14 protein-coding genes, 1 other RNA gene and 1 pseudogene are annotated in these 13,764 nt (G+C 37.9%); 3 read left to right on the forward strand and 13 right to left on the reverse strand.

What is annotated here, in order from left to right:
• Positions 1 to 104: 104 nt before the first annotated feature.
• Positions 105 to 485 carry an IS630 transposase-related protein gene (locus tag CFPU101_RS15795; protein WP_206816300.1) on the reverse strand — a complete coding sequence of 127 codons (381 nt, stop codon included), beginning with the start codon at positions 483 to 485 and terminating at the stop codon, positions 105 to 107.
• A 61-nt stretch (positions 486 to 546) separates the two neighbouring features.
• Here CFPU101_RS15795 and CFPU101_RS15800 point away from each other — a divergent pair.
• Positions 547 to 841, forward strand: a pseudogene (locus CFPU101_RS15800) (transposase); the annotation flags it as partial.
• Positions 842 to 858: 17 nt separating this feature from the next.
• Here CFPU101_RS15800 and CFPU101_RS15805 read toward each other — a convergent pair.
• The 10 genes from CFPU101_RS15805 to CFPU101_RS15850 all read right to left on the reverse strand — a co-directional run bounded on the left by CFPU101_RS15805 (position 859) and on the right by CFPU101_RS15850 (position 7,769).
• Entirely contained in the window at positions 859 to 1,707 is an 849-nt protein-coding gene (locus CFPU101_RS15805) for a tetratricopeptide repeat protein (RefSeq protein WP_206816301.1), read from the reverse strand.
• 42 nt (positions 1,708 to 1,749) lie between these two features.
• The gene (locus CFPU101_RS15810) at positions 1,750 to 2,073 is read right to left on the reverse strand and encodes a 2Fe-2S iron-sulfur cluster-binding protein (RefSeq protein ID WP_206816302.1); all 324 of its coding nucleotides are present in this window, start codon (positions 2,071 to 2,073) and stop codon (positions 1,750 to 1,752) included.
• 50 nt (positions 2,074 to 2,123) lie between these two features.
• Complete coding sequence (locus CFPU101_RS15815) at positions 2,124 to 2,594, reverse strand: hypothetical protein (protein WP_206816303.1); 471 nt, start codon at positions 2,592 to 2,594, stop codon at positions 2,124 to 2,126.
• Between the two features lie 32 nt (positions 2,595 to 2,626).
• Complete coding sequence (locus tag CFPU101_RS15820; protein WP_206816304.1) at positions 2,627 to 3,109, reverse strand: 2Fe-2S iron-sulfur cluster-binding protein; 483 nt, start codon at positions 3,107 to 3,109, stop codon at positions 2,627 to 2,629.
• 12 nt (positions 3,110 to 3,121) lie between these two features.
• Complete coding sequence (locus CFPU101_RS15825) at positions 3,122 to 3,790, reverse strand: V4R domain-containing protein (RefSeq protein WP_206816305.1); 669 nt, start codon at positions 3,788 to 3,790, stop codon at positions 3,122 to 3,124.
• A 10-nt stretch (positions 3,791 to 3,800) separates the two neighbouring features.
• A complete protein-coding gene (locus tag CFPU101_RS15830; protein WP_206816306.1) occupies positions 3,801 to 4,292 on the reverse strand; it encodes a phycobilisome protein in 492 nt (163 codons plus the stop codon).
• Between the two features lie 10 nt (positions 4,293 to 4,302).
• Positions 4,303 to 4,671 (reverse strand): hypothetical protein, encoded by a 369-nt coding sequence (locus CFPU101_RS15835; protein ID WP_206816307.1) that lies wholly within the window; start codon positions 4,669 to 4,671, stop codon positions 4,303 to 4,305.
• Complete coding sequence (locus tag CFPU101_RS15840) at positions 4,668 to 5,393, reverse strand: V4R domain-containing protein (protein ID WP_206816308.1); 726 nt, start codon at positions 5,391 to 5,393, stop codon at positions 4,668 to 4,670. Before CFPU101_RS15840 ends, CFPU101_RS15835 begins: the two co-directional genes overlap by 4 nt.
• A 398-nt stretch (positions 5,394 to 5,791) precedes the next feature.
• Positions 5,792 to 6,625: a pentapeptide repeat-containing protein gene (locus CFPU101_RS15845; RefSeq protein WP_206816309.1), complete on the reverse strand. Its 834-nt coding sequence runs from the start codon at positions 6,623 to 6,625 to the stop codon at positions 5,792 to 5,794.
• A 262-nt stretch (positions 6,626 to 6,887) separates the two neighbouring features.
• A complete protein-coding gene (locus CFPU101_RS15850) occupies positions 6,888 to 7,769 on the reverse strand; it encodes a 3'(2'),5'-bisphosphate nucleotidase CysQ (protein WP_206816310.1) in 882 nt (293 codons plus the stop codon).
• A 193-nt stretch (positions 7,770 to 7,962) separates the two neighbouring features.
• Between CFPU101_RS15850 and CFPU101_RS15855 the strand changes: the two genes are divergently transcribed.
• Positions 7,963 to 9,843, forward strand: a complete 1,881-nt coding sequence (locus tag CFPU101_RS15855) for a DCC1-like thiol-disulfide oxidoreductase family protein (RefSeq protein WP_206816311.1) — start codon at positions 7,963 to 7,965, stop codon at positions 9,841 to 9,843.
• Between the two features lie 183 nt (positions 9,844 to 10,026).
• On the opposite strand, the gene ssrA is transcribed toward CFPU101_RS15855, so the two are convergent.
• Positions 10,027 to 10,418: a transfer-messenger RNA gene (gene ssrA, locus CFPU101_RS15860) on the reverse strand.
• 146 nt (positions 10,419 to 10,564) lie between these two features.
• Here ssrA and hemB point away from each other — a divergent pair.
• A complete protein-coding gene (hemB, locus tag CFPU101_RS15865) occupies positions 10,565 to 11,551 on the forward strand; it encodes a porphobilinogen synthase (protein WP_206816312.1) in 987 nt (328 codons plus the stop codon).
• Between the two features lie 74 nt (positions 11,552 to 11,625).
• Here the strand turns inward: hemB and CFPU101_RS15870 are convergent, their stop codons facing one another.
• Positions 11,626 to 13,749, reverse strand: a complete 2,124-nt coding sequence (locus tag CFPU101_RS15870) for a secretin N-terminal domain-containing protein (protein ID WP_242578032.1) — start codon at positions 13,747 to 13,749, stop codon at positions 11,626 to 11,628.
• Positions 13,750 to 13,764: the final 15 nt, after the last annotated feature.

Raw genomic sequence — 13,764 nt, forward strand, 5'->3', positions numbered from 1 at the left:
TTTAATGAATTGGTATAACTCCCGTCTCATCGATGAAAACCAGATTCTCGAGGGAGACTTCACCAATGGTTGTCCAATATTCCCGCCTCAAGTTCTGCACTCGCTCACTTTCGGACTCGGAGCGCGTGAAGCGTCTTTTTTTTGCGGTTTAACTCCAATTTTTGTAAAAGACGGCACATCGTCGGTACACTGATTTTTACCCCAGTTTTCTCTTCTAGACGAATACACAATTGTTGTAAGGTAGCATCATTATCCTCAAACACTAATTTTTCAAGTTCGCTTCTGTTAATTGCTTTAGCTTGGCCTGCGCTCCTCCTCCGTGATGCGAATGGCTCTACAGTTCGTTCCTCTTCATAACGTTTCAGTAATTTTTGGACAAAACTATAACTAACGCTGGATAGCTCGGCTGTCTCCTGAATTGATTCTCCAGTTTTCTGCTTTGTTTCTAAAATTTTTTGGCGAAAATCCGTTGAATATGGCTTCATCGCTACTTAAAAGTGCAAATTTTCTCTTTCTTTCACTTTAATCTATTCATCCGAAAACCGCTCTCAAGTTTTGCATGAGAAATTGCTGCACGATTTTGGCATTGAGTTTTTTGCTAAACCAAAAAGAAACATGAAAAATCGATTAATGCGCCTTCATGATAAACTTCTATCCCGTAAACGGTCAATTGTTGAGACTATCATCGATCAATTGAAGAATATTTCCCTTTCTCGTGCATTCTCGTCACAGAAGTCCCGTCAATTTTTGCGTCAATCTTCTTTGTAGTTTAATTGCTTATTGCCATCAGCCTAAAAAACCCTCTCTTCAGATGAAGTGGGCTTTACCTCAATCTGCTTAACCCGAACTCACGTTATTTTAGTTAACTTCAAATAAATGATTAGCTGTAATGGGTTCAAAGTTTTCTTGGTTGATGGTTGGGGCATCTAGTTCGCTTTCGTTTTCTCCATCACAATACGCTTTACTTAAGCTTCGGGTTTCTTTGTAGTTTTCGAGATCTCCTTGATCGAAATAGTATTTAGCGGCATAGCGTAAGTCAGAAACCGCCCCACGATAATCGCCAAGATTAGCTTTAATGAGTCCTCGTAGATGATAGGCTTTTGCATAATGAGGATTAATTTGAATGGCGTTGGTGAAATCTGCGATCGCTCCTTTTAGATTTCCTAAATGTTGATGGCTTAAGGCTCTTTCGTAGTACATTTCAAAGGCATTTTGATGATGCAATAAGGCTTGAGAGACGTTTTCAATTTGTTTAAGTTCATCGATAATATACTTTAGCCCTTGTTGTTTAGTTTCTAAGTTTTGCATCTGTTCTTTGATACTGTAAATAAGCTGTTGCAGTTGTTCTGATGCTTCGAGTTGTCTTTCAACATGAGTTAAATAATTTTCTTTTTGTTGCTGAAGTTGACTAGAAAAAGCACTTTGGTTCTGTTGTAATTTTTCATTTAACAAAACGATTGTTTCTTGTTGATTATCTCTAAATTGATTTTGTTGTTCAATAGATTGAAGATTATCTACGATTTCTTTCACATTGAACCTATGTTTATCTAATTCTTTAACGAGTTGTTGGCGGTTAATAATTTGCAGCATTACAGCACCCGCTAAGGGTACAGCCATCGTCGCCACACTATTGGTGATCGTCGCCGCGATCGCTCCGCCAATTGCACTCAGGGCAGCTACTCCATCTAATAATGATTGATTATTCATAGTTTTAAAAATTCCTTGATTGATAACTGTAATTCAATACTTTCACTCTTCGCCAAACATTTCTTCAACTTGATGGGTGAGAATGATACAGTTTGAGCGAGGAGACGCGGCACACAACAAAATATAGCCTTCTTTTAGTTCATCGGGTCTTAAGAATTCGAGGGCTTTTTCTGTTTGTTCTACTTTCCCTGTTATAACTTTAGCCAAACAGTCAAAACAAGCACCCGCACGACAAGAATAAGGAAGTTGTATATTAGTTTCTTCTGCAATATCTAAAATATATTCATCAGCTTTAACATCAATTGTTTGCTGAAGTTCTTTTTTTTCATTGAGCAAAGTAATCGTATAATTTTGTTCACTATTCATAATGCAAAGCCTTTAGTTAAGAGGTTAAACTTCAAAAAATATTAATCTTATCAACTCGATAAAATTGTCTGATTAAGCTGAAAAATAGGAATTATTAACTCCGCTTCATCAAAGCTTAAATAAAGACGAATCACATCTTGAATTAAAAGATAATTAACTTTAGCATAAGCTTGATATTTATAAGATTTAACAATTGTTTTATACCAAATTAACAATCCTTCTCGAAATCGATCCAATTCATCTAATAACATTGCTGTGGCTGCCAATCGCAAATTATTTGTCTGATCTCGGTGGCATATTTCGGTCATATCATAATCACCCATATGAAACAAATTTTCTTTTTGGTTTCGTTTAACGACTTCCCATCGTTGAATAATTTCTGTTTCTTGATCTCGTATTTTCTCATAAGCATTGATCCGTACTTCAACAGAATCAAGATAATCTTTAAGAAACTTTAATTCTGTTTCTGTCGCATAACGTGCATCTGCTTCAATACTTAAGTTAGTCAATTGTTTTAACATGAATTTCTCCTAATAAATAATTGCTTTTTTATTTATGCGTCTGTCGTTTTCCTTAAATAGTCCGAAACCTCGATTTTTGTATCTTTAAGTTGAGTAATCATCGAGCGAGTAATTAATTTTCCTGTTTCGACTAAAACTTTACTTGTAATGGGATGAAGGATGGGTTGTTCAGCACGACGACCGATTAAATCTTCAATATTTTCAATTTCATCGAGATACATTCCAGAGGGAATTTCAATAATGACACCTTGACCTAAAACTCGCGCTTGACAAGCTAGACGAGAATAACGATTTGCGTTTGTAATCACTTCTAGGGTGCGTTGTTCTCGACGGTTAAGCGGTGATAAGCTGTCCATGCCATCTTTAATATAAATGTGGCAAGTTGAACACATTCCCCGACCTCCACATTCTTCTAAGATATGAAGATCTTTTTTTAACAAGGCACAGAGCAAATTATCATTGGTTTGAACCACTACTTCTTGATTAATGGGATCAAGTTTGACCAGCTTAGTCATGCTATTTTCTCCTTATGCAGTTTGATGACGGCAAAGTAATTCCATAATGGTTGTATGGTCGTGTCCTTCAGCTATCCAAGCGGAGGCAGCTTTTAACCGTTCAGTGATTCCGACAACAAAATAATTACACTCAGCTTCTAGAGACTCGCAAGCAGTTTGAACACAATGTAATTCTTGTCCCGTCAGTTGACTAAAAAAGGCACTTAAAAGACCTGCTTCTAATGCACCCATCGGTCGCTTTCCGTGAGATGCTGCTTCAACAAAGGGAGAATTGACGATTTTTAGTCCTAAAAATCCTTGATTATAGTATTGCAAGTCCACATCAAGGACACCCCAGCCGTGAGTTTTCCAGCATTCTTTAAGACATTGGAGAAACTCAATCATTTCCATCTGTCCTAAAGGTTTACCATAGTATTCTTCTAATTCTCTGACAAATCGTCGATAGAAACTTTTGCCCCACCAACGACCACAACTAAAAAGTGCAATATTCGCACTAGGGCCTAATTCTTCTTCGAGTCCACTAAACAGTCCTTGTAAAAGTGTTTCGGGTAAAGCCAGCAGTCGAGAACCATTACGATTTTCGATTAAGCCAAATTCTACATCGCCCTGTACATAGACATCGGGTGAAAAATAATTACCCCTGATGGGTTGTTGGTCTATCAATTCAGCAACATTAATCATTTGTCATCTCCTATGTTAAAATTTCAACTTTACTAGGAATTGTTTCAGTCAAGAGGGTTTGTTGAGCTTGTTGTAGGAATGGTTTAATTAGCTCATTTTGTCGCGGGGGGAGTTTTTGAGTTAGTTGGTCGGATAAAAGTTCATAGAGAGTTTGTTCTAGTATTTGGATTTGATGCGCTTTAACGATGTCTGTCAGCCATTCTAGGAGTCGATGTTGCAGAAATTCAGGATTATTGAGCAACATGGCAAAAGCACAGTAACGCATTATTAAAATCCAGTGTTTTAGTGCTTTTCCTATTTGTTTTGTTGATTCTGTGGGACAAGCTTCTTCAAGTTGGTCGGCAACTCCTTGAAAGATTTCGAGTTCTTTATTGCGTAATGCTTCATAGGTCGCTAAACGTTGACGCAGAATTCCAATATGTTGTCTAAATAGTAGGATTTCTGATTTTTGTAAGTAATGATGTTCAGAACGATGAAAAAAATCTTCAAAGTCAGTTTGCATTGAATTTTCCTTAAAATAAATTAGATAAATCGGTTATTTGAAATTTTTGCGCCGTTTTTGTTTTGGGTTTTTCATCTTGGACTTGAGGGACTACCGCTATAGCAGGTTGACTCGACCAGAATTGGCACTGAAAATAGGCTTCAACAGACAGAGTTAAAGATAAACCTTGTTTAGTTTGATTATGATTGGGTTGAACTAAATTCCGAGAACCGTTCCAGTTATTTTGGCTGAAGAATTCTTCTAGGTTGAGTCGAAGTTGAGCAACTGGATCGATCGCTTTTTGAGAAAAATGTTGTAATTGAGGAGGTTGAGCGAACCAATTAGAGTCATGAAAAAAATCTGCAACTTTTAATCGAGCTAGTATAGTGTCGTTGCTCATTTGAGGTATTCTCCATGAATCAACTGTTTTTCAATGTCTCTAGCAGTTGCTCCTTCGTTTTGCCAAAAGGTTGCTGCATCAATGCGATCTTGTTTACCTAAAAGAAATTTACAGTAGTTTTCTCCCATTGAATAGCATTGAATTTCAATACAGCTAAGAGGTTTTTTGATTAAATCGCTAAAAAATCCCGCCATCAAACCTGCATAGAGATGACAAACAGGTTTACCTACATCTCCCAAGGTACGAGCGACGGCAGAATCATAGATATTAATAAACATAAAACCATTTTTTTGTTCACCCATATCTATATCCCAGTTGCCCCAGCCTTGACTGGTAAACGGCCACCACCAAGCCTCTAAAACATAGGCTAGATTAAGTTGATGTAGCTCTTTTTCATACTGGTATTCTTCCATAAACCATTTACGGAAAAATGCTGCGTCTTTTAGTCCCCATTGTTTGCCAATTTGATACATAACAACCGCAGAGGCGTTACCCACTTCAGCTTCTAAACCTTCGATTAAACCAATAATAAAATCTTCACTGGTTAAAGTATTGCGGCAATCGTTCCAATCCACGATCGTTCCGCTTGCTGTATGGAAGGCAAAAAAGTCCTCTAGTCGGTAATGGTGATGTTTTTGGGGATACTTTTTTTTCAGCCAATGTTCAGGACGAGCGATCGTTTTTTTTTCAGTTTTTAGGATTGGATTTTGAGTAAATACCATTTTTAATCAAATCCTTTTTTTATTTAATAATTCCTATTTTAAATGATGATTTATAACTCAATATATGATGAATCTACGGATTAATATATTTAATTTATTTTATTTTTTATAAAGCTTGAGTGTATTTACTTAAAAGTAATTAATTAAAAAATATAAATATTAATAATCTGCTTAAAAGTTTTAGGTGTGAGCTAGATCAATACTCAGCAGGATAAATATCACTGTTAGGTTATTTTTTTTTATCTATAATTTGAGCTACATCCAAATTTCTCTCTTTGATTTGTCTCAATCTCTTATTCTACACTCTGCTCAATTTGATGAATTTTAACTTTTTTAAACTTATACTTTATGCTTAAGTTACTATCTATCCTTGTCACTTAAGAATAGCTAGAAGATATTTATGAATCTAAAATTGGAAAAGCAAGCTGTTTAGAATCTATCATTTTTGGAAAATCTTGAATAATCTTAGAGCAAGATTTAATAAAACAGTTTGTCCATTCTTGAACAACTTCTATTTGCTCCGAGTTAATCGATGTTTTGAATTCTCCAGAGTAAGTAATTTTAGAAAAACGATTAAACTGAAATTGAGTGAGCCATTCATGATTAGGTCTAGCGAGTTCCCAATAGCGCGTTGTTAGGGTATGACCTAAATAGTGAATACTAATCTGACTTAAATAGTTAAAAGTTTGAATTACATCAGTTACGGTTGTGTCCAATTCTGTAATGACTTGAGTTTGTGGTTGAGACGTAATTTTTCTCAAGTCATTTTTGAGGGGATCAAAGTCAGTATCAAAATGAGTGGTCTGATCATAATAAGTTCCAGTCATAATGGTACCAGTAATCTTACTATTATTGAGATAAGCACCACTTAGATTAGCTTGACTAACATCACTTTTGGTTAAATAAGCTCCAGTTAAATAGGCTTTAGTCAAATTCGATTCTTTAAGGTTTGTTTTAATTAAATAAGCTTTAATTAAATAAGCTCCCTGTAAATTTGCCTTTTGTAAATTAGCTCCAGTTAAATCGGCTTCATTTAAGTTGGCTTCGCTTAAGTTGGCTCCTCTTAGATCAATCTCTCTTAAATTAGCATTGCTTAAGTCTGCCCCTGTTAAATCGGCATAACTTAAATTAAGACCTCTTAGATCAGCCCGTCGCAGTTCAATTTTAGAGAATTGTCGTTCACCTGAGTCATAACTTTTTTGTAGTTCAACAATAGTCGCACTTTTAAACATAATTTCCTTTTCAGTTCATGGATTAAACATTACAGATTACCCGTTTAGGTAAAAATTCTTATTAAAAGAGGTAAAAGATAGAATGGAAAAGCAGTTGGGAGCAGAAGATATTGCTAATCAGATTAATTTAAGCTTAATAATAATAATAACTGAAACGAAAAAAAGATAGCTATAAACACGGTCACACAATTGTTGTGATCATGATCACACAATGGAAAATACAGATAAAAAAAGGTGGGAGTGACCCACCAACTCTGATTAATTATTTTTGATCAATCTCTGCTAAGGTTTGTGTAGCTCTTTGGCATAGCATTTCATGACATTGACCATTACTTGCCATGATACCGCCCCATTGTCTAACGTCACCTCGATTATACTGAACGGGTTCGCCGTTGAAATAGGTAAATTTACCTCCTGCCTCGGTCAAAATTAATTCTGGTGCGGCAAAGTCCCAGTCTTTCGGTGCAGATTTTCCAGATAGAGAGATGTAAACATCCGATCGCTGTTCTAGTATTGTCGAAATCTTACAACCGACGCTACCGACATAATTCACTCCTTTAAAGGGCAAACTCTCGATTAATTTTTGAAAACGTTGATCTCGGTGAGTTCGACTAGCGACAAAGTACAATTCTTCAATTGAATTTCGTTCTGAGACGTGGATCGGTTTTATTTCACCTTGTTTGGTTTCGACAAAGGTTCCCTGTCCTTTTGCGGCAAAATAAATTTTGGATGATTCAGGTACAGCAACCACCGCAACAACGGGTCTACCTTGATAAGCTAAGGCAATATGAACGGCATATTCACCTGTTTTGTCAATAAAATCTCTTGTGCCATCTAAAGGATCGATGATCCATACCCAGTCTTGAGGAATGGGATCTGTACCCTGATGCGTTTCTTCACTGAGGTAGCCAAATTGTTCAGTGCTAAATGAGTGCTGTAATTTTTCTAAAATATAGTGATTTGTTGCTAAATCGGCTGCGGTGACTGGCCCATCCTTTTTATCTTCATTAATATCTAAATCTCCTTGATTCGCTTTCCCTTGATAGTAAGATTGTAAAATTTCGGTAGCCCCCCAACTGACGGAGCGTACGATCGCCAAAATCTCTGTTAGTTGGTTTTGATCTTGAATCGTTAAGGATTTCATGAATAAATCTCTCTGGGCATAGTTTCTAATGTGCAATTCTATCGGATCACCGTAGAAAGTCATCTGATTGTTTTATAAGTCTGTTTTATCTAATAATCATTAATTTTATTTATACTATTTTAATTTTTACTCTTTCTTTCTAGAGAAAAGTAAAGTAATGTTATTAACTAAATAAATTTATGTAAAGCATCCTATGGCTGCCAGTGAACAGAGAAAGAAGTCAGTATGGTCTAGTTTAGAAACAGTAATCGGATTTGATTTACGATCGCTCGGTCTGTTTCGGATTTGCTTGGCTTTTGTCGTTTTAGCTGATTTAATCATCCGTATGGCGGGAATAACGGCACATTATAGCGATCAAGGAATTGTCCCTCGTAGTGTTTTAGCTAAAATTGGCTCTAGTCCTTTTTACTGGTCGTTTTCTAATCTCAGTGGTGAGCCTTGGGTACAGTTTATTCTATTTTTACTGGCAATTGTTATTACCCTTTTTCTCCTCGTTGGTTACCGAACCCGTTTGGCAACGATCGCAACTTGGGCGATGATCATCTCAATCCACAATCGTAATCCTGTTGTGCTGTTTGCTGCAGATGATGTTTTAAGAGCAATTTTGTTTTGGTCGATGTTTCTTCCTCTAGGGGCAACTTATTCGATCGATAGCGCGTTAAATACTTCCCCTAATCTTTTACCTAAAAGGGTTTGGTCTGGTGCGACATTTGCCTTTATGGTGCAAGTGGCGTTTATTTATATGTGGTCTGCTGCTTTTAAAACAAAAAGTGATTTATGGTGGCCTGACGGAACGGCTGTTTATTATGCTCTTAGTTTCGATCAGTATGCGACTCCTTTGGGTCAATTGCTGCTCAAACTTCCTCAAAATCTGCTCAAACTGATGACCTATGGTGCGTTGAGTTTTGAATGGGTTGGCCCACTTTTGATGTTTATTCCCATTCGCAATAGTTTTTTCCGTTGTGTTGCGATTCTTTCGTTTATATTTCTACATCTGACGTTTGGATTAGCGTTTCGGATCGGGATATTTCCTTTCTTAAGTATTACTCACTGGTTGCCTTTAATTCCTAGCGAAGTTTGGGACGGACTCAACAAACGTTTAAGTACACCAGAACGGAAAGGGTTAGTGATTAACTATGATGCAGATTGTGGATTTTGTAAAAAAGTTGTTTATCTTCTCAGAACATTTTTGATTTTACCCGGAACTCCTTTAATTAAAGCGCAAGAAAATCCAGATCCAACCGTGTATGAGGATATGCAGAGAATTAATTCTTGGGTGGTCGAAGATTGGCAAGGACAACGACATTTTAAATGGGAAGCGATCGCCTATATTTGCAGTTTATCGCCTGTTTTTGGGTTTCTGGCTCCTCTTTTAAGATGGAAACCTTTAATGAGTATTGGCAACAAATTTTATGAAAAAATTGCCAGTAACCGACGTTTTGCAGGAAATTTCACTAAACCCTTTAAATTCCGTCCTCTAGAAGTTCGCTCTTCACCACCAATCGCTTTAAGTTTAGTTGCATTATTATTACTTGCTTATACATCGGTGTGGAATTTAAGAGGTTTTATTAAACAAAGTGTTGCTCGAAAAGATGCTGAGGGGGTTTGGGTTGAACAATTGGATAAACTGTTGTCTAAAAAAACATTTAATATTTTAGATCCTCTAGCGCGTGTTACTCGTTTGGATCAAGCATGGAGTATTTTTGCACCTAACCCACCCAGAGATGATGGTTGGTATATTGCCGAAGCAACGCTAAAAGATGGCAGTAAAGTTGATTTATTTAGAAATGGTAATTCTGTTAGTTGGGATAAACCAACGATGAGTGAGCGAGATCAACTCTATCCTAATATGCAATGGAGAAGTTATTTTATTAGTCTCTATCGCGCTACGGGAAAACCGCTTTATCCTTATTTAGGAGATTATTTTTATCGTCAATGGAATCAAAAACATCCACCCTCTAAACAAATCGAAAATTTGACTATCTATTTTATGGATGAAAGAACCGCCCCGCCAAATCAGAAACAAACAGTTACAAAAAAAGAAATTTGGACTCAATCAGGAAGTGTAAATTAATCGTATTTTTTCTAATAACCTAACCGTTATGCCATCAGATTTTTGTGTTTTGCTAACGCCTGAAAATGTATAAAAACAACTAAGCAAAACTCGAATTGATCACGAAATCTAGCTAGAAAGATATCCTAATGAAGCTCAGTTAGTGCTTCAAATCTGGCAAAAACAAACCAAGTAGATAATGTAGAGTGGAGCCGAGCAGAGTCGAACTGCTGTCCAAATTGGGTATTAGCTGTTCGATCATTCACAGGTTTAGTCTTTTTAACCCAAAAGACGGGGACTATCTCTTATCCCTGATAGTGGGATTCTCTAGTAAAATCTTAACTCAATAGTCAACTAGAGGTAACTATAGAGGGCATCCGTTGGGTTTATGTCCGTAATCCTTAACGGAGTCGAATTACAGACGCTCGAATCTATATGAGATTATTAGGCTGCTACAGGAGCGGCTTTACGAGCAAAAGGTACGATATTGTTCGCATTTACTTTTTTGTTTGAGCCTTTGATTTACGAGAGCCGACTCACTCTCGACCTGCATCACGGGATAGGGTTCGCCAACCTGTCGAAACCGTTACGGCCCCATGTGTATATATATTATACTTGTAGTCTTCCGAGAATGACAACATTACAAAAGATTGAGTAATCTTAAATTCAGTGTGGATCGGTAAAACGATCGCATTACACTAAATTGAGGTATATATCTAATTAACTATTAATTGTCTAGACTATGTTTCCTATTAATCGTCCTCGCCGTTTACGCACCTCGCCTCAATTACGCCGTATGGTGCGTGAAACCGTATTAACCGCTAATGATTTAATCTATCCTTTGTTTGCCGTTCCAGGGGACAGCATCGCCCATGAAGTAAAATCGATGCCAGGGGTTTTTCAACTCTCTGTCGATAAAATTGTAGCCGAAGCAAAAGAAGTTTATGAATTAGGTATTCCAGCGATTATTCTGTTTGGTATTCCAGAGACTAAAGATGCTGATGCAACTGGGGCATGGCATGATCACGGTATTGTACAACAAGCGGCTACTGCGGTAAAAGAAGCTGTCCCCGAATTAGTAGTTATTGCCGATACGTGTTTATGTGAATATACGAATCATGGGCATTGCGGTTATTTAGAAGTAGGTGATTTGACGGGACGAGTTTTAAATGATCCGACTCTATTATTATTAAAGAAAACAGCCGTTTCACAAGCCAAAGCGGGGGCTGATATCATTGCGCCATCGGGGATGATGGATGGTTTTGTCAAAATCATTCGAGAAGCATTAGATGAAGCAGGGTTTCAAGACACGCCCATTTTATCCTATGCCGCAAAATACGCCTCAGCTTATTATGGCCCATTCCGTGATGCTGCCGATTCTACTCCCCAATTTGGCGATCGTCGTACTTATCAGATGGACTCAGGAAACTCTAGAGAAGCCCTCAAAGAAGTAGAACTAGATATTTTAGAGGGGGCGGATATGCTAATGGTTAAACCCGCTTTGTCTTATATGGATATTATATGGCGAGTCAAGGAAATGACGAATTTACCCGTCGCTGCTTACAATGTGTCTGGAGAATATTCCATGATTAAAGCGGCTGCCCTTAATGGTTGGATCGATGAAAAACGTGTTACTCTCGAAACTTTAACCAGTTTTAAACGAGCAGGGGCGGATCTAATTTTAACGTATCATGCTAAAGATGCTGTTCGTTGGTTAAATGAACAATAGCCCACCGTGAAATATTAGTTGTAGGGGTTTGGTAACCAAACCCTTACATCAATTTAACATTAATGCAATCATCATTAAGGCATCGGTTGAACTGGGAAACCTTGACGCTTGAGAATTTCTGCTGCATCTTTCCCTGGTTGATAGTCATAGCCAAAAGCCGACTCAGCATTATCATCAAGAATCTTGGGTGTTAAGATAATCACAACCTCATTACGTCCTGTTTGATTGCTTCTTCTTCTAAACAACGCACCTAAAATCGGAATATCGCCCAAAATCGGTACTTTGCTTTCTGAGGTTTGATCAGACTCTTGAATAATTCCAGATAGAATCAAAGTTTGACCATCCCGCAGACGAATTAAACCCGAATTTAATTGACGTGTATTTAAAAGAGTAATTTGGTTAACTGCATCATTTCCACTATCAAAACTAACGGTTGGGCCGGGAGATGCGATCGTTGGATTGACCGAAAGACTGATAAATCCATTATCATCGACTTGATTCAAATTCACATTGAGAATTAAACCTGCATCCGCTAAAACAGGGGTCGTTGTTCTCACACCACTAAGGGGATCAACTTCTGTTTTGATACTGCCAATCACTTTTTCAGTAACGGATATGTTAGCTTGTTGTCCTTCTTGAACAACAATCGAGGGATCAGTTAGAATTTTTGCGTTACCACTCGTAATCTGAGCTTCTAGAGAAAGTAAGAATTTTTGAGGATATTGGAACAAGCCGGGTAATTCGTAGGTATAAGTTCTCTGTCCAGTAGCGGGATCGATATCTATATCACTTAAACCAGGTTGAAAAGGATTATTGAAAGTCCCAAAATTAGGACGTGAGTAGGGAACCAGATTATTACTAAACTCCTCAAAGCCGCGTCTTGCATCACTAAACGGCCCACTTTGAATATCAAAAAATGGGGCGAGAGTTGCGGCACCACCAACAATGGTATTAATCAAAGGTATCACAGGTCTAGAGAATGCACCCCCCGTAACCTCTGCCCGACTGGGTGGGTTGACTCCACCAAAGTTTAAGACAGCCGCCCCGCCATCTTGTAGGAAAAATCCGTTATTGAAGCCAAAGGAAAAACTACTGTTAAAATCATCTGTATTTAAGAGGTTAACGTCAATCACTTTCACATTAACCACCACTTGACGACGACGTGCATCAAGCTGTAAGAGCATCGATGAGGCAATTTGTACCAATCGTGGCTCACCAATGAGTGTAACTGCATTGAGACGATCATCGGCTACCACCTTCAGGCCTTGTAGCAAAATTGCGGCGGTTGAACTTTCGTCTGGTTTAATGGTTAAAGGTCTAAACTCTGGTGTTTTGGTTCGTGTACCGATCACACGTTGGGTCAATGGATCGATAATTTCTTCAATTTCAGTAACTAAACGGGGATATTCTGCCCCTTGCGCTGCTAAATAGGATGCAGCATCAACCGCTTTGACTTGGTTTACCCGTAGTGTACGACTAATGAGATTACGGGCTGATGAAGGTAGAACTGCACCTACAAAAATGGTTCTGCCTCGTACATTTGCACTATATCCAGAAACCATCAAAACGGAGTTGAAAATATCTTCGACTGATTCATTGTTGAATTCTAATGAAACAATTTGCGCGGCTTTTGCTGCATTTTGTTCGCTTTGACCTCCATCGATAAAGACAACGTTGTAACCAGCATAATTCGCTAAAGTCATGAGAACTTCACGAACCGAAGCATCTCGCAACAAAACACGGGGAATGACGACAGAACCTGTATTAAATTTGACTTTTTGGGAACTGGCATCAATATTAGAAATTGCTATGTCACCGACTGGTGGCGCAACGGCGCGGGGCAATACTGGTGTATTAGTTTCAGGAGCATTAGCAGTAGGCGGCTCGAATGGATTGCCTTTATTATCTTCAATGGTAATTTTCGGATTAGGCAACATTGGGGCCGCTTGAGCGATTTCGGTGGGTATTTTAGGGGTTGCTATTTTGATGGCTTCTTCGACGGAAACGGGGTTATGATTGACTTCCGAAAAAGATAAATTTTCTATCTTCGAGTTGACCGCGCTTATTTCTTTAAATTCCAGTTTAGATTTACTATCTAAAACAGATTGAGTTTCAGTAGTGGCTTGGCTCGGTTGTGCTACTAAAAAGAGGAAAGCTGTACCATGAATAAGCCAAGAAAGATGAATGTAATTTCTCACAAATTGCTCCTTGCA

This window comes from Chroococcus sp. FPU101, assembly GCF_017312365.1.
GTDB lineage: Bacteria > Cyanobacteriota > Cyanobacteriia > Cyanobacteriales > Microcystaceae > Chroococcus.